This window comes from Salegentibacter sp. 24 (assembly GCF_004362395.1).
Classification (GTDB): domain Bacteria; phylum Bacteroidota; class Bacteroidia; order Flavobacteriales; family Flavobacteriaceae; genus Salegentibacter.
This window is the reverse complement of record NZ_SNWE01000017.1, coordinates 60,415-84,141: the sequence shown is the minus strand read 5'-3', so window position 1 is coordinate 84,141 and position 23,727 is coordinate 60,415. Positions and strand designations below refer to the sequence as shown.

Below are 23,727 nucleotides of genomic sequence, written 5' to 3'. Positions count from 1 at the left end.
TAGATTATTCTTTTTACGTCTGCGATTTCGTTTGCGTTCACCTACATTAATCAATTACAAATTTTCTTTTAGTCGTTAAAGATCATTTATACAGTTCACTATAGGATTTAATATCCGTCTCACTAATTTTTCTTACAATATTTGTTTTATTTATTCCATTTCTATCTGAGATACCCATTGATAGTAACAATTCCTTCAAACCCTGAATGGTGTTTTTATGATAATTAGCCACTTTGTATTTTTTATCCTCAACTACCAAAGCTTTTACCCGCTTTGTATCCATAGTGGTAATACCGGTGGGGCAGGTATTTAAATTGCATTTTAAAGACTGGACACAACCCAGGGCAAACATCATGCCCCTAGCACTGTAACAAGCATCGGCTCCAACGGCCAAAGTTTTATAAACATCGAAAGAAGAAATTATTTTTCCCGCAGCTATAATTTTAATATGCTTACGTAGCTTATATTTTTTTAGAGTTATATCTACAAAGTGAAGCGCCTCAATTAAAGGTGTTCCGCCCCAATGTAATCCATCCATGCTTGCAGCCCCAGAACCACCTTCTGCTCCATCTACCGCAATAAAATCTGGAAAATTATTTTCTTTATTTTTTGAAAATATTTTAATCATCTCATCAAATTCCTGTTTTAAACCAATACAGAGTTTAATCCCTATAGGTTTTCCAGAGGAAAGATCACGTAATTCTTTGATAAATTTAAGCAACTCGTTAGGGTTACTGAAAGCACTGTGGTGCGCCGGGGAATGAATCTCTGTATGTGCTTCAATATCCCTATATTCTGAAATCTCCCTGGTATTTTTACTGGCAGGAAGTATAGCACCAAAACCTGGCTTAGCTCCTTGTGAGATTTTAATTTCTATCATTTTCACGAGTTTATCTTCAGCTATTTTTTTAAATTTTTTAGCATCAAAATCCCCTTCCTTATTCCTGCAACCAAAGTAACCCGTGCCAAATTGAAAAATTAAATCAGCTTTGTATTTCCTGTGATATGGGGTTAAACCTCCCTCTCCTGTATTTTGTGCAAAATTTGCAATTTTAGCCCCAGCATTTAATGCCAAAGTTGCATTTTTACTTATAGAGCCATAACTCATCGCCCCGAGATTTAAAATACTTGAGCTGTAGGGTTTAGTACAATTTGGGCCTCCAATATTAATACGAAAATTATCCCGGAATTCCTTTGACGGAAATGTAGAATGCAAAAACCGTTCTCGGCCAACACTCTCATAAGATAACTGGGTGCCAAAGGGCTGATTCTTGTTTGCGTTTGCGGCCCGCTTATAAACGATTTCTTTCTGGATCCAGTTGAAGGGCATACCCTCGGTGCGATTAAGGAACAAAGCTTCTTGCAAAACGTGGCGTTGTTCTTCTAAAAGATTGGTAAGCCTACCAAATAAAGGATAATTACGCTGTATGTTGTCCGCTTTTTGAAAATAATCTTTAAAGCCCAAAATATAAACAGGAAGCAGTAAAACCGCTACCCACCATAAATTCGGCTGCCACAATATAAGGATTGTGAGCACTACCACGGACACTAAAGAACCTATTAAAAAAGAATTTCTCATAAATGCAATTTAATGCGAATGTCCTTCGTCTTTGCTATTCTCATTTGTTTTTTCAGGTTCCAGGTAGTTGCCCTGTGGTCCTACGCCTTCAAGGTAAACTAATTGCGAGCCATAGTGCCCAGCTTCTGAAACTGAATAAGCTGAAAAAGCCAGCACCAGAAAAACTAAAATTTCAAAAAGGCGGTTCTGTTTAAGTAAAAACACGCTCACCAATTTTAAAGTAGCCGCGATGGCACTGGAATAGATAGTCCATTCAGCAAATTTATCGTGTTGTTCCAGCACACTTTTGGCTGTTTCAGTTAAATCATGTGTATGAGGATGGGCATATACCCCGGCAATATAAGCTCCCATAAAGCCAACACCCACCATAAGCAAAATCACCCAATCCATATTAGGTTTTAATATAAAAATTTGGATAAGTTGTAAAATTACCCCAAAAATGAGTAGGACAATAGGAAAATGAACAACCAAAGGATGCAGGTTTGGAAATTCGTCCAACCCGGCTTTCACTTCATTCTTGTGCTGTTCTAAATTTTCTTCATTGGTTTCTTTAGACTCCAAATCTTGAGCAGGAATTGAATCCTTTTCAATATTTCGTTCTTCAGTGTTTGAAGGGTGTTCGTGGCTTTCATGATTTTCCTGAGCCTGTACCATAATTGGCACCAAAGAAACCAGGCATATGAGAAAAAAATTTTTCATCTGTTATCTTTTTTTGGTTATTAGAAATATGTCATAAAGCAAGTAGGAAAGAAAATGGAGAGGAATCGAAGTTTTCAACTAATTAATATTAAGACAAAATCCCTCCATTTTCAAAAAACTTTGATCAAATATGTTGTTTAATGATCGTGACCTCCTTCAAGATCCATATCCTAGTCGTGATCCATTTGCATATCATCTTCTTCCATCATCCCTTCATCCTGCATTTCCATATCATCCATATCGTCATGCTCTGTCTCTGTGGTTTCCCTACAGGACATTAAAGAAAAATTAATTCCTACAATAAAAACGAGCAACAGTATAAATTTCATATTTTTCATCTGGTTAGTTTTAAAAACGTCTAACTATAATTTTGAAATAATTTTTTCGAGTTTCCCTTTTATTTCCTGGGCAACTTTTCCCAAAGCTTTATTTTCTACAGCCTGCATCGAGGCTATAGGGTTAACGGCCGCAATTTCAATTTGGCCCGATTCTTTCTCCTGAACTATAACATTACAAGGCAGCATGGTGCCAATCTTATCTTCGACCTCTAATGCCTTATGGGCGTAAGGCGCATTACATGCTCCCAGGATGCGATAGTTTCTAAAATCCACATCCAGTTTCTTCTTTAAAGTGCCAGTAACATCAATTTCAGTTAAAACGCCAAAGCCTTCTTTTTCCAGTTCCCGGGTTACCTGATCAATTACCTGCTCAAAATCTCCTTTTATCGTTTTATTAAAATAGTATTTCATAAGTCATTTTCTTTTGAGATTATTTTTTTGCTCTTCAAATTCTTCTTTACTTATTTCTCCCTTTGCGTATCTTTTCTCAAGTATTTGTATAGGGCTATCGCCTGTTCTCTGATTTTTACCTAACCAATTACTTAAGGGCAGAAAGACTGCTGCCACGACAATAAGCCCTATTACAATCCACCAAAACATCATCATTATCCCCTAATTATGGTTTTGGATTATGTTCATGTTTTCCGGCTTCTTTTTTGGAATCATCCCCTTTCTTTTTATCCATATGTTGCTTCATTCTTTCCATCATCTCGGGATCATCATGCATTTTTTCCATCATTTCCTGCATCATTTGCGGGTTTTCTTTCATTTTTTTCATCATCCCCTGCATCATTTTTTTTCTGAATCCAGGATCATTCTCCATGGAATGCATCATCTCATGCATCATTTTTTCTTTCATTTCCGGATTTTCCTTCATTTTCTTCTTCATCATTTTCCCCATCATTTCTTTCATTTCAGGATCATCCATCATTTTCTCCATGTGGGATTTCATCTTTTTTTTCATCCCCGGGTTCTTTTGCATCATGGCTTTCATTTTGCCAGATTCCATCATTTGCATATGGTTTTGCATCATGAGTTTTCTTGCCCCTTCGTCTTGTTGTGCCAGATCAATAAATTCATTGAATTGGTTTGGGTTCGAAATAATTTCCTGGTAAACAGCGTTTCGATTGTCTGGAACATCCATTGCTTCAGAAGCGTTAAATGTTGATTTACAGCTTACCAATGTTCCTACTGCTACTATAATCATTAAGGTTTTTACAATTGTTTTCATTTTACTTTGTTTTAGAGTTAATAAAATTTTCATCGTTCAGTTTATTTTTTATAATTCCCTTATCCTGTCCTTTCTACACTATTTTAAAGTTTCTCATCATGCCCATATCCTCATGCTCCAGATTATGGCAATGGTATAGAAACAATCCTTTATAGTCTTCAAATCGCATGATCAAATCCATTTGCATTCCTGGTAAAAGATAAACGCTGTCCTGCCAGCCTTCGTTGATAAAACCGTCTTTGGTTGCTTCCCAAAGCTTATCATCTACCTTATCAGCGTTTCGGTTTAAGATGTTGAATTGTAATTGGTGGATATGAACAGGATGTGGCATTTGCATCATATTTCCCATGCCTCCCTGACCGCCCATCATTCCGCCGTTGCCATGCATTCCGCCGCCCATCATTCCGCTGTCATCATCAGGATCTGAAGAAAACTGGTTTCCATTATTGATACGCCAAATTTCGGTAGTATCTAATTTCACGGTCTCTTCTTCGGCTACTTCGGTGCCATTATAGGTGCGACCGTTAATGGTCCATTCCATCATTCCGCCCATAGCGAAGGTGAAAGTCCTGGGATTGTCTTTATTGATGGCATCTGTGGCCGCCAATGTATTGAAAGAACTGAGCTCACCAGGTAATTGAGCATTGTTTTCTGCGAAAGCCCCCACATTTATTTCCAGAATATCAAACTGAGTGTCATAAGGCAAGTGATTGCTACTGCTATTTCCCATCATCCCGCCATTCATCATGCCACCACCCATCATGTCCAGTGGGATAGGTAAATGGACCAGTTTAATACGACTATTTTCTGACTGTTGAGATAAATCCAACCATACATCTACCCGCTGCGCTGGCCCTAAAATTAGATAGGGCAATTTTTTTGGCGCTTCCAATAGCCCCCCGTCCACACCAAATACTGTGATAGGTTCACCATTGTCCCACGCCAACTTATAAGCCCTGGAATTGGAACCGTTTAAGAGCCTTAAACGATATTTCCCGTTTGCGCCCAGGTTCAGGGTATTATCAATTTTACCATTGATCAATATTTGCTCACCTAAAAAACCCTGCATTCGATCCATCTCTCCATCGCCCAGGTATTGGAGCTGTTTATTATCATTAAAAGTCCTGTCCTGGATCACCACGGGAATATCATATTCACCCTGGGGTAGATTTAATTTTCCTTCTTCTTTATCAGATACGATAAACAATCCTGCCAGTCCCTTATATACCTGTTCCCCGGTATGTTTATGCGGATGTGGGTGAAACCAATACGTTCCAGCCCTGTTCATTACTTCAAATTCATAATAGTAGGTTTCGCCTTCACTTATTACATGCTCTGGGTGGCCATCATTCTCGTGAGACACGTGCAGGCCATGCCAGTGCACAATAGATTCGGCCGGAATCTGGTTTTCATACCTCACCCTAACCTTATCCCCTTTCTTTACCCGAATAACAGGTCCTAAATAGCTACCCTCTATATTTTGTAAATTATCTTCGCTACCTTTTATGATAGATGCTTTATAGGAATATGTTTTGGTACTACTGTTTGGATAGATGCTGGTCTGGGAAGGTAATGCGGTAAGTTGTAGATCTAAATCGGCAATAAAATCCTTGTCCATTTTATTTACGGTCTCAGGATGCCGGGTGGAGGTATCCGATTTACAGGAGGCAAAAAAAGGCATTACATAGAAACCTGCTGCTGCCAGGCTTGCAGTTTGTATAAAATTCCTTCTGTTTACGTTTTTTTTCATCATTATATTATTTTGAATGGCATCCGTAACAATTTCAGCACAAGGAAAGTTACAGCCCCGCTTAAATTTTAGATACTTCGACAACTTAAAAGTCGCAGGCTGCTTAACAGCTAATCTACCGCCCCTTTTTCTGGAGGTTTTCGATTTAGAAACCATTTTTCACCTAAAAATATGAGCAACATAGAACCAAATGCTATCCAAATTAGGGTGGGATCACGTTCTATTTTAATATAAACGAAGGAACCCAAAACTACCACATCCAGAATTATTGCGCTTATTACGATCCCAGCTTTGGCTTCTATGTCCTTTCTCATTTTGGTAAGCACTCCCCAATGAATAATAATATCCATCACCAAATAATATATTGCGCCAAGAGAGGCTATCCTGGAAAGGTCGAAAAAGATAGTAAGCACAATGGCAATTACTATAATATACACCAGCATATGCTTTTGTATACTCCCTTTCATACCAAAGTGACTGTGAGGTATCAACTTCATGTCGGTTAACATAGCAGTCATTCTTGAAACTGCAAAAACACTGGCAATTACTCCAGAAATAGTGGCGATAATAGCAATAGCCACGGTAAACCATAAACCAAATTGACCAAATAATGGCCTGGAAGCTTCAGCTAGACTATAATCTTTGGCCTCAATGATTTCAGGAATATTTAGATTGGAAATAACCCCCCAGGAAACCAGTAAATAGGTCACCCCGCAGATCAATAAAGATATAACTATGGTCCTGCTCACGTTTTTGTGTGGTTTCACAATTTCACCACCACTATTGGTTATAGTAGTAAAACCCTTATAGGCAAGGATAGATAAAGCCAGTGCTCCAAGGTACTCCATTACCCCCCTTTCCCCGCCGGTACCTCCTGAAGGCACCAAATCTGACACTACAAAACCCGAGGCATAGATAGCCCCTCCGGCAAAGATCAATAATCCACCGGTTTTGAGGACCGCCATGGCAAGGGAGGATTTCCCTATTACCTTATTGCCCGCAATATTAATTACAAAGGCTAAAATGAGTAGGCCCACCCCTAAAACAGGAATGAGATAACTGTCTTTTGGCGCATCGAACAATTGCAACGTATAACTACCAAAGGTTCTGGCCACCAGACTTTCATTAATAATCATAGAGAACGTCATCAGCAAAGCTGCAAAAGCAGTTACAATACCTTTTCCATAAGCTTTCTCCAAATACATGGCGATACCTCCTGCAGATGGATACGCATTGGACATTTTGGTATAAGAATAAGCACTAAATCCTGATATAATTCCACCCACAATAAAAGCTATTGGAAAATACTCACCAGAAAGTTCTGCCACTTGACCAAGAAGCGCAAAGATCCCTGCACCAATCATAACATTGGTTCCCATGGATATTGCACCCACCAGGCTTAGACTGTTTTCTTTATAATTTCCCATATTGTTTAGAATCGTAATGATAATCCACCTCCGGCGCCAAATCTATTGTCATAACTTCCCATTAATGAAAAGTTCTTACCAAGAAAATATTCCAGCCCGGCGCTCCATACTTGCTCATCTTCAAAATCTTTTCCTGGTTCAAGATCATTGACCCAGCCAAAATCTGCCTGGAATTCATATTCCCCGAATAAAACAAGTCGAGGGAAGATCATAACTTCCCGGGCAAGGCTAATTTGGGGCCTCAATTTATTATCTACACGAAGGTCTAAAGCAAACATATAGGGAGTAAAATACCTAATACCTCCAATGGCGGTGGTACTGAGTTCTTCCATGCTGTTTTCCATTTCATTCTCGACATTCACCCCACCAAAAAGTCGAACCCAGTCATAAAGATAATATTCATAGGTAAATTCGGCTTCAAGGTTCTGGTTCCAGCCGTATTCAGCCAAAGCAGTAAATTGATTTCTTATATTTGAACTCACTACATTAAGTCCTGTCATATGTGAAGCAGCATCTAACATTCCCCAGGTATAGAATTTATTGGTTTCCCGGACTAAATTACTTAGAGGGTAAGGCTTCATTCTATCGTCCCTTTTGGTATCATAACTTACCACTCTTGCCATACCTGAATCCAGATGATACAAGATGTGGCAATGCAGGAACCAGTCACCATATTCGTTCCCATAAAACTCGATAGTCACTTTTTGCATGGGCGGGACATTGACGGTATGTTTCAAAGGGGAATGTTCTCCGTTTTTATTAATTACCCTGAAAAAATGCCCATGTAGATGCATAGGGTGGTGCATCATGGTAAGGTTGTTAAAGGTGATCCTGGTAACCCCATCACCTTCAATTTTTATTTTATCGGTTTCGGCCAGGGGCACCCCGTTTAAGCTCCAAACATAGCGGGCCATATTTCCGGTTAAATTCAGCAGGATTTCCTTTACAGGCGCATCTTCGGGATGTGTTGTAGGATTTTTAGATTCCAGGTAATCATAGTTATATTCTGAAAACATATCCATACCCGGCATTTTTCCTTGCTCCATTCCTTTCATCTTATCCATCTGCATGGTTTTTTTCCCGCCACCGGCCATTTTCATAGAGTCCTTTTTCATCTTCACACTATGGTCCTTATTGGCCATTGTGGAGTCCTTCTTCATGTCCATTTTGGAATGATCCATTTTAGAGTGGTCCATGGCCTGCATATCTCCCTCTTTTTTCATATTCATATCGCCATGGTTCATCGCTTCCATGTCCATCTCATCCATTTGCATTCCCCACTTATCCATCATTTCATAGGGATCAACATTTTTTGGATTGAATTTAAGGGCTGGTGCCCCCATTTTCATATCCATTTTTGCCATTTTTTGCATCATCCCAATTTTATCGGGCCTGGGCACATTAGGGGCGGGAAGTATCCTACCGGTGCCTAGAAAAGCTGAAGCTGTCCCAGAACCATCCTGTGCAGTAATTTTAAATTCCATTTTGCCATCATCGGGTATGGTGACAATAAAATCATAGGTTTCTGCTACTGCAATAAAGGTTTTATTTTTCTCCACCGGCACTACATCTACACCATCAGCAGAAACCAGCGTAGGCATATTACCTCCAAAGGTCATCCAGAAAGAAGTAGAGGCAGCTCCATTAATAATTCTCATTCTAACTTTTTCCCCAGGCTTGAATTCGGGATATTCTATTTTCTCCTCACCATTTATTAAAAATGCAGGATAGTAAATATCAGCAATATCGGCACCTTCCATCCGTTGTCTCCAAAAATCAATTTGTGCGCCCAAAGCTCCACGCTTTATTACCTGATTAAGTGGGGTGGCAGTACCTTTTTTAATATTATACCATTCTGTGCCCCTTTTTAGGAACCTAAGCACATTTTTGGGTTTTTCATTGGTCCAGTCTGAAAGTACCAGCACCAGGTCTTTGTCATACTCCAATGTTTTTTCTCTTGGATTGATTAGCAGAGAGCCATATACCCCACTTTGTTCCTGTAACATGGTATGGGAATGGTACCAGTATGTACCATGTTGTTTGATCTCAAATTCATATTTAAAGGTTTCGCCCGGTTTAATGGGTGGCGTGGTTAAATAAGGGACACCATCAAAGAAATTTGGCAAAATCATCCCATGCCAGTGAATGGAAGTTTCCACATCCATTTTATTTTCAACATAGATCACCGCATATTCGCCTTCGGTAAATTCCAGGGTCGGGCCGGGGATTCCCCCGTTAATGGTCATCCCCATGACCTCTTTGCCTTCGGCTTTAGTAACCTTTTCCTGGTCTATGGTCAGGTTATATTCGTGTACCGGTAAATTATTTATATTTCCTTCAACAGATTTTTCCATGTGCCGTTGGCCATAGGAAATCATCATTGAACACAAAGTTAATATTAAAAAAAAATTATTTTTCATTCTTGATATTTTAATGTCTAAATATTTTAGGTTTCATTAGTAAGGCTTTAACAAGGCTAAAAAGATCGATCCTGTTGAAAATATTCTACATTGATTATTTAAAGAAGACCCCACAGGTTTTCAAAACCTGTGGGGTCTCGCTTAATATTATTCCTCGTTCTCCAAACGATAAATGATCTTCTTCATCTGGGCAATCTCCCGTTTCTGGGCCTCAATAATCTCTTCTGCCAGTTTCTTGGTTTCAGGATCTTTAATATCTGCCCGCTTACTAGTTAAAATCGCAATCGAATGGTGGGGAATCATTGCCTTCATATATAAAACGTCGCCAATAATAGGTCGTTGTGCTCGTACTAAACCTAAAGCAGAGACAAACAGCACCAGGCTACCCACGTAAATTGCTATATTCTTCTTCTTATTTTTATACATTTTCAACATCAACGACAACATAATTACCGCCATTGCCGCTATCCCCAAACAGGTCATATAAAAACGGGTCAAGCTGAAATAAACATGATCAAATTCGTAGGTATTCAGGTACATGGTAATGTACATGGCTATAAAAGATAACCCGAGCATTAGAAAAAATCTACCGTAATTGCTACCACCAGTTTTATGGTGGTTTTTTGCTTCTGAATTCATTATTTTTTGGTTTTGGTTAGGTTGGTTTTTACTTTTTAATTGTCTTTTTTACGGAACCACAATTGGGCATTTTATCACCGAAATATGGATTGTTTATTTCTTCGATATCAGCATACCAATAGGCTCCTTTATTGTCAAAAGCCATAGGACAGAACTTTTTATAGATCGTACCACCAGATAATGCATCTTCAAACATAGGCCCAGCTTTTTCTGTAAATGCTGCGAATAATTCCCTTTGTTTTTCCAGCTCGCTGGTTTCAGATAATTGTTGTGCAATAGCTTTCAGTTCTGTTCTTTCTTCTGAAAAAGAGGCTACCATACTTTGAGACGCATCCTGTACCTGGCCTGCATCAGCATTGGTCAATGCTATTTTTATTTCCAGGTAGTTATGCCATATTTTTCCCGTCATTCCATCTATAAAATCCTGATCGGCGATATCTGCTGTTTTCCCTTCGGCTTTTTTAACCTCTTCAGGGGTGTCTATTCCTACCGATTGTTTTGCTTTGTTATCAAGGCAGGAAGTAAATACAATTACACTAAATAAAAACACACTAAAACTTAAAAATCTATTTTTCATATCTTGACTGGTTTTAATTTGTTCCTAAATTACTGGTTAGAAAAAAGATATATTGTCATAATTTGGTTAAACATCTATAAAATTTGGTCTAAAGAATTTCTAAAATTTTTATTAAGTTCCTTATATTCAGATAAATTCATCCCTGTTTCTGCTTTAAATTGCCGGGAAAGATAATTTACATTAGTATAATCCAATAGCTCACTTATCTCGGTAAAATTATAGGTCTTGAACTGGATAAGTTCTTTTACCTTTTCAATTTTCAGTTTTATAAAATACTTTTCCACCGTTATATTTTCGGTATAGGAAAAAATTCGACTCAAGCGCGAATAATCAGTTTCGGTTTCTTTGGATAAGTAGCTGGATAAAGTCCCCGTTTTTTGCAGGGGAAGGTTTTCCAAAAGCCGTATAAGACTTTGTTTTACCTTCTCGACTAAAATTTTATCGGATCCCTCCAATATTTCAAAACCATTTTCATCGAGGACCTTTTCTAACTTTTTAGAATCACGAGCTATATTTTTGCTTTTATAAACTACCCGGCCTAGTTCTACTTTTGTTACTTCCACCCCGGCTTCAAGTAACTCGTTTTTAATTACTTTAATACACCGGTTACAGACCATATTTTTAACAAAGACTTCTACCATGATAATTTTTTGGTAATGTTTTTTAAAAATTTATTTTTTATCATACCCTAAGCATTTATTTAAGCTACCACGCCCATGTTTTTCCCAGTAGTCTAACAATATTTTATTTTTTAATCTTTGTGCCTGTCAAGGAAAGAGGCTTTATAAACTAATTAAACAAAAAACACTCTTCCCTCACAGGACTTTAACATCATACTCTCAAAAGAAAAAGATTAACTAACCAATCAATGAAAAAATTCCTTTCCTTTTTTGGGATATGATATTGTTTATTTTAAAAATCCCCTATAAACTATTTTTAAGCTGGGTCATATATTGTATCATTTCTGTTTTTTCTTCTTTGGAAAGTTTCGCATCCCCATGAATAAAAGTGTAGGAGTCCAGTGGCATTTCATCATCTTCAATCTGACTGATGATTGACCGGAGTTTGCTGTTTTTTCTTCGGTCGGAATATTCACCCCATTCATTAAAATTCAATTCATCTTTTCCTTCTTTTATATGATCCTCTAAAAACCAGGCAGCTGGTTGTATTTTATTGTACCAAGGGTATGCTGTATTGTTGCTATGGCAATCATAACAGGAAACCTTTAATTTATCCTGTACGTCTTTCGGGACATTGTTCACCAGCATAAAATCTGATTTTGGCACCACTTCACTTTGGTTGCGATTGGTGGGCACAAACTGGATGCCCACCAACACAACTAAAAAAACCAGTGCAATGATTTTGATTGTCTTCATTTAGTTAATTTCTCTTTGCACCTCTCCGCAATCCATCATTTTACTTCCATAATAGGGATTTTTGATTTCTTTGGTTACACTCAACCACTGTGCACCTTTGTTATTATTGTACATCGGGCAATAAGCTTGGTACAACTTTTGGCTGGTTCCGACAATGTCAATCAGGTCTATCATGTCCTTGCTCAAAATGTCGAAATGTTCCCGCTGGTGGCCTATGGGGCTTTCCGCAATGTGTTCGGCATGCTCAGTGGCGTCTTCTATGATATCTTGCAGTTCTTGTTGGTCGTTCTGTTCGTAGTTTTCCGTTTTAAAGGTCTTTAACTGTCCCACCATTTTTTCCCCGGCTTTGGCCGCGGCCTCCTGATCGTCATTTACCAAGGCATTTTTAAGCTCCAAGTATGTGGTCAGGCTGGCATCGGTTTGGGCAGCATTGCTGCTTTCCATCCTGTTTTCTTCCATCGGGACAGCGCGCTCGGTCGCCGCGTCTTCAATAGTTGTATTGCTGTTTTTCTCGTTGTTCTTGCAAGAAGTGCTTATTACGGCAAATGCCATAGCCATCACTCCCAAACTTACTTTTACTGTTTTCATTTTTCTTGTTTTTAAAAGGTTGATATTTCTGTTACTGCAATTAATTAAATTTTCCGGATGCCATAAAACACAGCCCGGAACTTAGTATTTTACTTGGTTGTTCGACCGGAAACAAAAAAAGCACTTACCGGCTTTCCTTTTCCCCAGTCCTTATTTTTATACGCTGTTCCACGTCGCTTACATAGATGAGCCCGTCCCCGCTTTTGCCAGTACGGGCACTTACTTTTATAATATTTACAATTTTATCTACATCCTCTTTTTCGAACACTATCTCCATTTTAATGACTTTGCTGTGCATAAATGGAAAATTCAAACTGGGGGGAAGCGGTTTTGGAATCAGTGTAATCTCCAACCCCCTCGCCTTGAAATACGGTAAAACAACAAAAGTTTTCTTCCCGCAGATTCATGGTCACTTCACTAAGTCTTTCGGGTCTGATAAAGGCTTTGATCTCATTCATATCTTCTAAATTTAAGTTGAAATAAGTTTTGTTATGCCTAGCTCTTTTTTGTGTAAGCTGTGTAATTCGCTTCTGAATTAAAATAGCCAACCCGGCCATTCGCGTCAAGCAGTACAATAAAAGCTTCGGTTTTATCCACTCTTTCCCCTGTTTGGGGATCGGTGGCCATCCTTGCAGATTCTTCGTTGTTCAAGGTGCCCACGCACATCTCGCAGCAACCATAATAGGTTTTCCCGTTTACCGGAACCGGGATTTGCGGTTTGGCCATATAGGCATCGTTTACCATACATACCAGGTCATTAGGCAACTTGTCTCCTATCTGAAAATCTAAAGAAAAGGTTTGTTTATTGGCGGTACTTGTACTAATTTCTGTAGCCAGTTTGTCTTGCTTTTTTTGTTTTTGCTGCTCCCCAGAGGAGTTACAAGCACCAAAAACCACGGCCAGAAGAAATACCGCTGTTAGAACTTTGAATGTATTTTTCATTTCAATCTAATTTTGTGCCTGCAAAATGGATAGACCTATAAAAAAGAGTCTATCCATACCTTGCAGGACTTTATTAATTGATAGTTTCTTTTACACTACCACATTTCAGCATTTTTTGGCCCATATATGGGTTCTTGATCGCCTTTTCATTGGAAAGCCAATAGCCGCCTTTATTAGAGTTTGCCATAGGGCAATATTCCAGGTAAATTTCACCTTTGGCAAGCTTCCCATTTTTAACCAGTTTCAACATTGCATCGCTAAGAGCATTAAAATTGTCACGTTGGTCTTCCAGAGAAGTGGCACCGGCCATTTGCGAAGCTTCTTTGCGAGCCGTCTCAGCATTTTCCACTTTTGCCAAAGTTTTCTCGAGTTTCATCGAATGCTTGGCGGCCTTTGCATCATTTGAAGCCACTAAAGCGTCCTTTACCAATAGGTAATGTTCATAAGCAGCGCCCAGATCTTTGTCTTTGAACTTAGGCGACATTTGCATTTCTTCACCATGACCAGCCATATTGTCGTGGTCGTGTTGTGCATAAACTCCCATGCTTAACAAAGTTAGAAGGAGCATCATCATTGTTCTTTTCATCTTAATAGGTTTTAAAGGTTATAAAAATTTGTTCTTCCCTGCTTTAGTTTATAGTTTCCACGATTTCGCCGCAGGTTAACATTGCGCTACCGTAATAAGGGTTTTTGATCTCTTCTGAACGGCTGAGCCAGTAGGCTCCCGCATTGTCATCTGCCATAGGGCAAAATTGCTTATAAACGGTCTGTCCCACTCCAAAAAGTTGCATCGCTTTGCTCAAATGGGCAGACAGGTGTTTAAAATGATCCCGCTGAGTAGAAATATCTTCACTCTCCGTTATTTTTTCCGCAGCACCAATTACTTCTTTTGAAATCAGCATCCAGTGGTCGTGAGCTTCACGATCCTCTAAAAGACTCATATCTATCTTGTTCATTGCTTCCAGTACTTTATTTGCAGTTGCTTGGGCGGTTTTGGCCTCATCTTCCACCAGGGCGTTTTTCAACTTCAAATATTGATCAAAAACGCCATTTAGCTGGTTGGTGAACTCTTCAGGTACCACGATGCGTTCCTGCATTTCGGTATGGTCAACGTTGCCGGTTCCTGCCGTTTCCATATTGGCATTACCCTCGCTACCTGCCATGTCCATACCGGCGTGGCCCTCGTGACCGGTAGATGTCTTGCCTCCGTCCTTGTTCATCATAGACTTTTTGCCCTGGAGTTGTGCGGCAGCATCTACGGTAAAGGCACCGTTTACCACAATGCGCTCTCCGGTACTCAAGCCATCTGTAACCGCATAATTACCACCCGCTGCGGCACCCAGGCTCACTTCCCTCATTTCAAAGACAGGCCTGTCTGGATTGGGTTGTACGTAAACCAGCGAACGTTCCCCGGTCCACATCACGGCCGATTTTGGCACTGTAATAAGCTGAGGTTCTTCAATATCTGCATTTTTTTTCTTGGCCGGTGCCACTTTTCCACGCACGAACATTCCGGGTTTTAGACGACCTTCCTTATTGGGCAGGACTGCACGTACAGTTACCGTACGGGTGGCAGTATTAAGCAGTGGTTCAATAAAAGTAATGGGCACTTCATATTCTTTTCCCGGCAAGGCATTGGCAGTCACGCTAATCTGTTGCCCTTCTTCAAGCTGGGCAATCTGGTTTTCATAAGCATCAAATTGTGCCCATACAATACTAAGGTTGGCAATCTCATAAAGGGACTGGCCCTGCTCTACATAATCACCTTCTTCCACCAGTTTTTCGGTCACCGTACCTGAAACCGTAGCATAAATAGGGAAATATTCTTTAACTTCCCCAGAAGCTTCAATTTCTTCAATTTGCTTGTCGCTGAGTTTCCATAATTTCAATTTTCGGCGTACAGATTCGTATAACCGGGACTGAGAGTCCTTCATCCCCGCAGCGGTAAGCAATTCCTGCTGGGCAGAGACCAGCTCTGGGGAATAAATAGTGGCCAGCACCTGTCCGCGGCGTACTTCCTCCCCGGTGTAATTTATATAAAGGTTTTCTATTCTGCCTCCAAAATATGAAGCCTGCACACTTTTTGCTTCTTCATTCTTCACGATTTTCCCTGAAAGTACCAAATCGTGTTCCCCGGAGAGGCTATCGCCTATTTCCATGGTGTGGATATTGGCCAGTGCCAGGGCGGTTTCAGACATTTCTATTTGTTGCGGCCCAACTTCGCCACCACCACTCTCGGCAGGGATAAGATCCATCCCGCAAATGGGACAATCGCCAGGTTCGGGCTGCATAATCTGCGGGTGCATAGAGCAGGTCCACAGCTGGTTTTCCTGCTCGTGATTATGTTCTTCTGTAGTGGCTGTTTCGACATTTTTTTCAGACGAATTGCCACCAAAAAACAGATAGCCCAGGAGCAGTCCTCCTAGCAGTAATCCGGTGTAAATGATATATTTCTTCATCGTTTTTGTTTTAATTTATTCTGAATTATTCACTTAAATAATTGATGTTTGCACTAGCCTGGTAATAGTTTTTTACTGCTTCTATCAGATTCAGCTGAAAATTTAGCTGTAACTCCTGTACGTCCAGCACATCATTAAAATCTATGGTACCGGTTTCGTAATTCCGCCTGAGGATTTCTTCGGCATCATTGGCTTGCTCGATGTTGAGCAGCTGGGTACGGTAGCTTATGCGTGCCTCTGCCCTATTGCTCACCGCGGCTTCCAGGCGCGACACCAACTCATTATGCCGGTTCTTCCGTTGTGCATTGAGCTCGCGTTGCTTCAGTTCGTTCTGCCGGGTAACCGATTTATATTTATTGCCGAAAATTGGAATCGTGATCGAAACCATCGGCATCAGGATGTCTTTCCCGCTGTCCGGGGCTTCCATCGCGGTAGCTTCCCCCACCGAAACATAATCCAGGCCAAATCCCAGATCGGGCAGGGCTTCCTTTCGGTTCATTTTTTCTGCTTCTCCTACCGATTCATACAGCTTGTCAAAACGCAACAACTCCGGGTGCACCTGTGGCACTTCTGGCAACTGTACTGGGTCTTCCTTTGGCACCGCCAGGGAGTCATAAACTTCTACCGCGGCACCGGGTTCAGTATTGAGCAGGGTATTGAAAGTGACTTTTTCCGCCTTAAATTCTTCATCGAAGTTTTCAAAACGTTCCCGTAGCTGGTTTTGCCGCATTTGCAGGCGAAGCACATCTACCGATGAAGCTTGGTTCACTTCAAGGGAAGTAAGTGCAAGCTGCTCATAGGCTTCCAGCAGGTCTATATTTTCCTCCAATACGCGTTGCTTTGCCCTAATGGCATAAAGCCTGTAATAATTTTCGGCCACATTTAGCAGCAGTTGCCTCTGGGCCGTGGCGATTTCCACATATTGGGCATCGGCAAGGCTTGATGCATAATTCTCCCTTGCCGTGATAGTCCCAAACCACGGAATCATTTGTTGCACCGATAGTTTGTACTGCTGTGGGCCCGTTCGGGTCTCTGGTTCGCTGGCAAAATAGCCTACGCTGAACTGGGTTTCCGGGAGTACCCCAACTTCTTCAATCCTCTCCCGGGCCGTTTCATAACGCAGTTCAAACGCCTGTATCTTCGGGTTATTTTCCAAAGCCTGGGTAAGGTAAGGCTGGAGCTGCTGGGCTGTTCCTGTAAGAAAAAAGAAAAGAGAGACAATCACCGCTAGCATTCCGCTTCTTCTATTCAATTTTATTATTAAAATATCTTTTGATTTCATAGTAAAAGGCTTTCTTCTATTTTCTATTTTCAATTCTCTTGTCATTATTCGCCGTCTCCAGGGTTTTTATGCCGGCTTCTTTTCTCCAACTAAATAACACCGGTACTACAAACAATGTGATTAATGCTATAGACATACCACCAACGGCGGGGATGGCCATAGGGATCATAATATCGCTGCCACGCCCCGAGGACGTAAGCACGGGCAGGAGTGCCAGGATTGTTGTAGCCGTGGTCATCAAGGCGGGGCGAACACGCTTGGACCCTGCTTCCACCACCGATTTACGGATTTCCTTTCGGCTCTTGGGCTCGTTCCGGTCAAAAGTTTGGGTAAGGTAGGTCCCCATTACAACGCCATCATCGGTCGCAATGCCAAAGAGGGCGATAAAGCCTACCCATACCGCCACACTCAGGTTTATGGTTTTTATCTGAAACATATCCCGAAGGTTTTCGCCAAAAAAATCGAAATTCAGGAACCAACCCTGACCATAGAGCCAAATAAGGATAAACCCGCCAGCAAAAGCCACGAGGATCCCACTAAAGATCATAAGCGAGGTAGAAACTTTTTGAAACTGAAAGTACAGGATCAAAAAGATAATCATCAGTGCCAATGGCACCACAATGCTAAGCGTCTTTTCAGCGCGAATCTGGTTTTCATAAGTCCCCGTGAATTTATAACTGAGGCCTTTGGGCACGCTAAGCTCCCCGTTATTGATTTTATCCTGAATAAGGGCCTGGGCATTTTCTACTACATCCACTTCGGCAAAACCATCGAGTTTATCGAAAAGCACATAGCCAATAAGGAAGGTATCTTCACTCTTTATTATCTGCGGCCCCTGCTCGTAACGGATATCTACCAACTCATCTAACGGCACCGGCGAGCCGCCCTCAACCGGAACATAGATATTACCCATATCTTCCGGGCTGTCCCGCAATTCCCTTGGGTAGCGCACGCGTACACCGTAGCGTTCGCGTCCTTCCACCGTTTGACTTAGGCGTTTTCCTCCCACAGCAACCTCCAAAAGTTGCTGAACTTCTTCTATGCTAATACCATAACGAGCCAAACGTTCACGCTTGATATCAAGAAGCAGGTAAGGTTTTCCAACAATACGGTCGGCAAAAACGGCTTCGTCTTTTACACCTTCCACTTGCTTTAACAGGTCTTCCAGTTGGAGTCCAAAATCTTCTATTTGTCGAAGGTTTTGCCCCTGCACTTTGATTCCCATAGGTGCGCGCATCCCCGTTTGAAGCATTACCAGCCGTGTCTCGATGGGCTGGAGCTTGGGCGCCGAGGTTACCCCCGGCAGCTTGGTGGCGGCGGTGATCTCGTTCCAGATATCATCTGGCGACTCTATTTCGGGGCGCCAGTTACGGTAATATTCCCCGTCATCATCTGGAATGAGCTGTTTGTTTTTTACGCGGTGGAATTCCACGATTTCGCTGTCATTATAACTGCCAGCTGCATCTTCGTCCACCTCTAAACTTGGATTTATCGCCAGTTTTCCGTTTTTCAGCAAAAACAAACCATCTTCATTTACCCGGTAGCGCTGTCGCTCACCGTCTTCATTCAGCATATATTCCGATTTATACTGAATGACGTTTTCATACATAGAAAGCGGCGCGGGATCGAGAGCTGACTCTGTGCGGCCGGCTTTGCCCACCACGGTCTCGATTTCCGGGATAGCGGCCACGGCCATATCCAGCTGCTGCAAGACCCGCTTGTTCTCCTCTACACCTGCATGGGGCAGCGAAGTGGGCATCAACAAGAAGGAGCCTTCATTGAGTGAGGGCATAAATTCCTGCCCAATGTTGCGCATAATCATAAAACCGAGAATAACCAAAACGGTGGGCACCGACAAGAACAACAACTTATTGCGCAAGGCCCAATTGAGGATGCGGGTATAAAATTTTTGGAACAGGGCAAAAACACCCAGCAAACCAAAGGATATAATCCCTACCACAATAAAATTCCAGAAAACACTTTTTTCCAGACCCAACGGACGCCAATACTCGGCTAAAAGTAGCACTATGGCGAAAGCCGAAATAGCTATATTGATAACATTTGATCTTTTGGAACTAATTTTCTTTTTAAGAAGCAGTATTCCGGTTACGCCAAAAGCAATTAGGACAATACCGATGAAATATCCAAAAACAATAGCGGTAAGCCCTGCAATTATCAGAATCCCCTGTATTACCCAGCCCGCGGAAGTACGCCGGGTCCGTTTCTTAAAGAAAGATGCGGCAAATGGCGGAATAAGGAAAAGCGCAACCACTAGGGAAGCCACCAGTGCCATGGTCTTGGTAAATGCCAGTGGGCGGAACAGTTTCCCCTCTGCCCCCACCATAGTAAAGACGGGAAGGAAACTGATAATGGTGGTAAGCACGGCCGTCATAATTGCCCCGGAAACCTCGGCAGTGGCATTGTACACGATTTCATTCGTGGTCAAATATTTCCGTTCTTTGTCCTGATCGAGATGCCGGATGATATTTTCAGATAAGATCACGCCCACATCCACCATGGTCCCAATAGCAATGGCAATACCGGAAAGGGCCACGATATTGGCATCGACATTAAAGAACTTCATCGAGATAAAGACCATTAAAACCGCTACTGGCAATAAACCGGAAATGAGGATGGAGGCCCGTAGGTTAAAAACCATAACGATAATTACGAGTACCGTAATCAGGATTTCCAATGTAAGGGCTTCATTAAGCGTGCCCAGGGTTTCCTGAATCAGTTGCGTACGATCGTAAAATGGAACAATAGTTACCTGCGACTCGCGACCATCTTCCAGCACCTTGGTGGGCAGGCCGGGGCTAAGTTCATTTATTTTATCCTTTACATTATTGATTACTTCCAGCGGATTTGCGCCATAACGAGCCACAACCACTCCGCCAACCACCTCGGCACCTTCTTTGTCCAGGATACCACGGCGGGTTTCCGGACCCAGGTTTACTTTGGCAATGTCGCTTATTTTGATACTGGTAAATTCTTCTGAAGTTACCACGGCATTTTCAATATCTTCTATTTCCTGAACGTAGCCCAGCCCACGTACCAAATATTCGGCCTGATTTATTTCCAAGGTTTGTGCACCAATATCACGGTTGGTTTCCTTTACGGCCTTTACCACCTGTGCCAGGGAAATATCGTATTGACGCATCAGTTCGGGATCCACATCTACCTGATATTCCTGCACATAGCCACCTATGGATGCAACTTCGGAAACCCCGCTGGCACCGGAAAGTCCATATTTCACATAATAATCCTGAATGCTTCGCAGTTCGTGCAAATCCCAGCCCCCGGTAACATTGCCATCTTTGTCACGTCCTTCTAAGGTGTACCAAAAAACCTGGCCCAGCCCGGTAGCATCGGGACCCAGGGCAGGGTTTACACCTTCGGGAAGCAGGTTTGCCGGCAGGGAATTGAGTTTTTCCAAAATCCGGCTACGGCTCCAGTAAAACTCAATATCCTCTTCAAAAATGATATAAATACTGGAAAACCCAAACATAGAGGAACTCCGGATGGTTTTCACACCGGGAATTCCCAGGAGCGAAGTAGTAAGGGGATAGGTAATCTGGTCTTCTATATCCTGGGGGGATTTCCCCTCCCATTTGGTAAAGACAATTTGTTGATTCTCGCCAATATCGGGGATGGCATCTACCGCCACGGGATCGCGCGGAATTAAACCGGTTTCCCAATTAAAAGGGGCATTTACCACGCCCCAGCCTACAAAAAGGACTAGGAGGATAATTGCTACTAGTTTGTTTTCTATAAGAAATTTTATGCCTTTATTTAGCATCTTTATTGATAATTAAACAGTTATACATTGAATAACTTTCTGATAATATCAGAAAATTAAACACAACAAAGTAAGCCCAAGATGGAAGTAACCATAGAGCAAATCTTTCCGATAATTATCGGAAACTGTTTAAAATCAAATTAAATAAGTTTCGTGTAGTTTTTGTACGTTCCTTACAAGATAAGGAGGTGTATAATCTCTAAATGGAACAATGTTCTTATCCAGTCCATCAAAAAGATTAATATAAGTATAAAAGAAAGTAGCAACAAAGGCTTGATGCTCAAAGCTTAAATTGGTGTAAGATGTTTTTAAATCATCTTGACCGTCATTCGCTATTTGTGCATCTGAACAGCAAGATTTTTCCGAAAAACCTGCTTCACAACTTTTTTGGGATGATTGATTTTCCATTCCACAGGTTTGAGCATTATGAAATAAAGCAAAATCAACCAAAGAATCTCCACAATAATGCATATCTACAGTAAACGACATAGTGGTAACAAATACCAAGCTCGCTAAGGCTACAGATAATATTTTATGGAAAAATGATTTCATAAGACTGCAAATATATATAAAACAACGAAATATAAAAACATTAATAATTCTTTTCGTTATGTTAAACTTTTACTTCCTATACTATTTTCGACAAAAATAAAAGAATCAAACTTCTAAAAATATGATAAATATCATATTACCGTCGTCTTTTTTTGCAGTATCTTCGGTTAAATAAGGTGTTAAAAACACATTACTAAAAATTATGTTAAAATATAGTTAACATTTGTTATTTTTTTATATTCGTATTATGCAAAGCTTTAATAAAATAATAGCTGTTTCATTGGTACTTGCAGTAATGTTTGCTTCATCGTCTTTTACTGTGAATATGCATTTCTGCTGTGATAAACTCGTGGATATGGCGGTTTTAAATAAAGCTCAGGTTTGTGATAATGCGGTGAAGGCTCAGACCAATCCTTCAAAAAAATGTTCGTTCGAAAAAAAAGGTTGCTGTGCTAATAAATCTATAGTTAAAGAAAGTGGCGATAACTTTCAAAAAGCTTCATTTGAGATGGAAAATCATAAACTGATTTTCCTACACACATTTTTTTACACTTACGTAAATCTATTCGAAGGGTTGGAACAAAATATAATCCCTTTTAGGGATTATGACCCACCCCTCATACCGAAAGATTTTCAAGTACTCCACGAGGTATATTTAATTTGATTTCATCCTAAGTAGGTTCTTTTTCAAACAACCTACCTTATATGTTGGCCTGTACTACGCAAAGGCTAACAACTGGTGCGCTCTATCCTGAGCATACCACACTTTCAACTATTTGAAAAACAGAAATTTATAATCTATTAGAATAAATACCATTCTAAGAATAAATAATTAATACTATGGATTTACAGAAAGAATTCTGGATAAAGAATATGGTATGTAGCCGTTGTCTAAAAGTAATAACGCAAGAACTGGAAGAGATGGGAATAACCGTACTCTCTTTGGAATTAGGTAAACTATTGGTTGAATCTTCAAAAAACACCAACACGGAGGTTACGTATAAAGTTACCAAAGTACTTCATTCCAATGATTTTGAAATAGTACAAAGTGAAGGGGAAATGCTGGTTGAAAAAGTAAAAATCATTCTAATCCAACTGCTTACTCAGTTACCACTTCATTTGAAAACAAATACTTCAGAACATTTGTCTTCTACGCTCAACAGGGATTATAAAATACTGAGCAGGCTGTTTTCTAAAAATGAAAACACCACCATTGAAAAATACTTTATAAAACTGAAAATTGAAAAAGTAAAAGAACTTATTCAATTAAAACAATATTCTTTTTCAGATGTGGCATATATGCTGGATTATAGTAGCATTAACCATTTATCAAGACAGTTTAAAGAGATTGTGGGAATGAGTATGAGCGACTATAAAAACACAGAAAAATGGAAACGAAATTTCTATGATGAAATTATATAAATAACAACGAAAGTTATGCAGATGAAGTAGCATAAAAACAGATAGCTTTCGTGTTAATTATAATATTAAAAACCCTAAAGCCTGAACTCCCTAAGGCTTGTGTTGATAATCCCCCAATTACAACATAAGCCAGTTCAGGTCTTAAAAAGGCGAGGAATAAACATTAATTAAAATAAAAAACAATGAAAAATCACTGGTTATGGATGGTCCTCGGTTGTGGACTGCCGCTTTTACTCATCTTTTTAGCACCATCTATTGGAATTGGTGGTGGCACCTGGCTTTTTGCATTTATTATAATAATGTTCGCAGTACACTTGTTAATGCCCATGCGGCACGGGAGCCATACGCACGGATTGTCCAATGAGAACTTAAAAAAGAAGGATAAAAAAAAAGAAGGACAACATCACTAAAATTTATGTTATGAAACGAAAATTTCAAATTAATGGTATTAGTTGCGGCGGCTGCATTAGCAGGGTCAAAAAGACATTGGAAGAACATCCAAAGATTGAAAAGGCAGAAATTTTTCTGGCACCAAAAGGAGCTACAATCATCACTATGAAGGAAACGCTTTCAGTAGATGAATTACAAAAACAACTCAGCAACCTTGAGGGTTACACAATTGAAAAACTATAAAAGTAACTTAAAAT

The 23,727-nt window shown here is 40.5% G+C and carries 26 protein-coding genes; 4 read left to right on the top strand and 22 right to left on the bottom strand.

Going from position 1 to position 23,727, the window contains the following annotated elements; all coding sequences use genetic code 11:
• Positions 1-82 precede the first annotated feature (82 nt).
• The 22 genes from DET49_RS12875 to DET49_RS12775 all read right to left on the bottom strand — a co-directional run bounded on the left by DET49_RS12875 (position 83) and on the right by DET49_RS12775 (position 21,658).
• Positions 83-1,579 carry an FMN-binding glutamate synthase family protein gene (locus tag DET49_RS12875; RefSeq protein WP_133548491.1) on the bottom strand — a complete coding sequence of 499 codons (1,497 nt, stop codon included), beginning with the start codon at positions 1,577-1,579 and terminating at the stop codon, positions 83-85.
• 9 nt (positions 1,580-1,588) lie between these two features.
• On the bottom strand, positions 1,589-2,278 hold the full coding sequence (locus DET49_RS12870) for a DUF2231 domain-containing protein (RefSeq protein WP_081891337.1): 690 nt from the start codon (positions 2,276-2,278) through the stop codon (positions 1,589-1,591).
• 170 nt (positions 2,279-2,448) lie between these two features.
• Positions 2,449-2,616 carry a hypothetical protein gene (locus DET49_RS18500; protein ID WP_156100710.1) on the bottom strand — a complete coding sequence of 56 codons (168 nt, stop codon included), beginning with the start codon at positions 2,614-2,616 and terminating at the stop codon, positions 2,449-2,451.
• Positions 2,617-2,640: 24 nt separating this feature from the next.
• Positions 2,641-3,027: a DUF302 domain-containing protein gene (locus DET49_RS12865; RefSeq protein ID WP_034892162.1), complete on the bottom strand. Its 387-nt coding sequence runs from the start codon at positions 3,025-3,027 to the stop codon at positions 2,641-2,643.
• A 3-nt stretch (positions 3,028-3,030) separates the two neighbouring features.
• Complete coding sequence (locus DET49_RS12860; RefSeq protein ID WP_034892159.1) at positions 3,031-3,222, bottom strand: SHOCT domain-containing protein; 192 nt, start codon at positions 3,220-3,222, stop codon at positions 3,031-3,033.
• A gap of 10 nt (positions 3,223-3,232) precedes the next feature.
• Positions 3,233-3,847 carry a hypothetical protein gene (locus DET49_RS12855; RefSeq protein ID WP_057481172.1) on the bottom strand — a complete coding sequence of 205 codons (615 nt, stop codon included), beginning with the start codon at positions 3,845-3,847 and terminating at the stop codon, positions 3,233-3,235.
• 73 nt (positions 3,848-3,920) lie between these two features.
• Positions 3,921-5,600: a multicopper oxidase family protein gene (locus tag DET49_RS12850; RefSeq protein ID WP_037321878.1), complete on the bottom strand. Its 1,680-nt coding sequence runs from the start codon at positions 5,598-5,600 to the stop codon at positions 3,921-3,923.
• 107 nt (positions 5,601-5,707) lie between these two features.
• On the bottom strand, positions 5,708-7,024 hold the full coding sequence (locus DET49_RS12845; protein WP_133548490.1) for an APC family permease: 1,317 nt from the start codon (positions 7,022-7,024) through the stop codon (positions 5,708-5,710).
• A gap of 5 nt (positions 7,025-7,029) precedes the next feature.
• A complete protein-coding gene (locus tag DET49_RS12840) occupies positions 7,030-9,444 on the bottom strand; it encodes a multicopper oxidase domain-containing protein (protein WP_133548489.1) in 2,415 nt (804 codons plus the stop codon).
• A 147-nt stretch (positions 9,445-9,591) separates the two neighbouring features.
• A complete protein-coding gene (locus tag DET49_RS12835) occupies positions 9,592-10,083 on the bottom strand; it encodes a DUF305 domain-containing protein (protein ID WP_075327061.1) in 492 nt (163 codons plus the stop codon).
• A gap of 28 nt (positions 10,084-10,111) precedes the next feature.
• Positions 10,112-10,660, bottom strand: a complete 549-nt coding sequence (locus DET49_RS12830) for a DUF3347 domain-containing protein (protein ID WP_133548488.1) — start codon at positions 10,658-10,660, stop codon at positions 10,112-10,114.
• A 74-nt stretch (positions 10,661-10,734) separates the two neighbouring features.
• Positions 10,735-11,304 (bottom strand): helix-turn-helix domain-containing protein, encoded by a 570-nt coding sequence (locus tag DET49_RS12825; RefSeq protein WP_133548487.1) that lies wholly within the window; start codon positions 11,302-11,304, stop codon positions 10,735-10,737.
• 279 nt (positions 11,305-11,583) lie between these two features.
• Positions 11,584-12,036: a heme-binding domain-containing protein gene (locus DET49_RS12820; RefSeq protein ID WP_034892144.1), complete on the bottom strand. Its 453-nt coding sequence runs from the start codon at positions 12,034-12,036 to the stop codon at positions 11,584-11,586.
• Positions 12,037-12,624 carry a DUF3347 domain-containing protein gene (locus DET49_RS12815; protein WP_034894378.1) on the bottom strand — a complete coding sequence of 196 codons (588 nt, stop codon included), beginning with the start codon at positions 12,622-12,624 and terminating at the stop codon, positions 12,037-12,039.
• A gap of 124 nt (positions 12,625-12,748) precedes the next feature.
• A complete protein-coding gene (locus DET49_RS12810; protein WP_208109648.1) occupies positions 12,749-12,901 on the bottom strand; it encodes a P-II family nitrogen regulator in 153 nt (50 codons plus the stop codon).
• A gap of 1 nt (position 12,902) precedes the next feature.
• Entirely contained in the window at positions 12,903-13,082 is a 180-nt protein-coding gene (locus DET49_RS12805; RefSeq protein WP_133548485.1) for a P-II family nitrogen regulator, read from the bottom strand.
• A 37-nt stretch (positions 13,083-13,119) separates the two neighbouring features.
• Positions 13,120-13,566, bottom strand: coding sequence for a hypothetical protein (locus DET49_RS18595; protein WP_037314436.1), 447 nt, complete (start codon positions 13,564-13,566; stop codon positions 13,120-13,122).
• A gap of 73 nt (positions 13,567-13,639) precedes the next feature.
• A complete protein-coding gene (locus tag DET49_RS12795) occupies positions 13,640-14,152 on the bottom strand; it encodes a DUF3347 domain-containing protein (protein WP_034892138.1) in 513 nt (170 codons plus the stop codon).
• A 43-nt stretch (positions 14,153-14,195) separates the two neighbouring features.
• The gene (locus tag DET49_RS12790) at positions 14,196-16,025 is read right to left on the bottom strand and encodes an efflux RND transporter periplasmic adaptor subunit (RefSeq protein WP_133548484.1); all 1,830 of its coding nucleotides are present in this window, start codon (positions 16,023-16,025) and stop codon (positions 14,196-14,198) included.
• A gap of 25 nt (positions 16,026-16,050) precedes the next feature.
• On the bottom strand, positions 16,051-17,307 hold the full coding sequence (locus tag DET49_RS12785; RefSeq protein ID WP_166636577.1) for a TolC family protein: 1,257 nt from the start codon (positions 17,305-17,307) through the stop codon (positions 16,051-16,053).
• Positions 17,308-17,323: 16 nt separating this feature from the next.
• Positions 17,324-21,106, bottom strand: a complete 3,783-nt coding sequence (locus DET49_RS12780; protein WP_133548483.1) for an efflux RND transporter permease subunit — start codon at positions 21,104-21,106, stop codon at positions 17,324-17,326.
• Between the two features lie 135 nt (positions 21,107-21,241).
• Entirely contained in the window at positions 21,242-21,658 is a 417-nt protein-coding gene (locus DET49_RS12775; RefSeq protein WP_133548482.1) for an HYC_CC_PP family protein, read from the bottom strand.
• A gap of 247 nt (positions 21,659-21,905) precedes the next feature.
• Between DET49_RS12775 and DET49_RS12770 the strand changes: the two genes are divergently transcribed.
• The 4 genes from DET49_RS12770 to DET49_RS12755 all read left to right on the top strand — a co-directional run bounded on the left by DET49_RS12770 (position 21,906) and on the right by DET49_RS12755 (position 23,713).
• Positions 21,906-22,322, top strand: a complete 417-nt coding sequence (locus DET49_RS12770; protein WP_027884435.1) for an HYC_CC_PP family protein — start codon at positions 21,906-21,908, stop codon at positions 22,320-22,322.
• A 176-nt stretch (positions 22,323-22,498) separates the two neighbouring features.
• Positions 22,499-23,080 carry a helix-turn-helix domain-containing protein gene (locus tag DET49_RS12765; RefSeq protein WP_034892125.1) on the top strand — a complete coding sequence of 194 codons (582 nt, stop codon included), beginning with the start codon at positions 22,499-22,501 and terminating at the stop codon, positions 23,078-23,080.
• 182 nt (positions 23,081-23,262) lie between these two features.
• Positions 23,263-23,490, top strand: a complete 228-nt coding sequence (locus tag DET49_RS12760; RefSeq protein ID WP_034892122.1) for a hypothetical protein — start codon at positions 23,263-23,265, stop codon at positions 23,488-23,490.
• A 10-nt stretch (positions 23,491-23,500) separates the two neighbouring features.
• Positions 23,501-23,713 (top strand): heavy-metal-associated domain-containing protein, encoded by a 213-nt coding sequence (locus DET49_RS12755; protein WP_027884438.1) that lies wholly within the window; start codon positions 23,501-23,503, stop codon positions 23,711-23,713.
• The last annotated feature ends 14 nt before the right edge of the window (positions 23,714-23,727 follow it).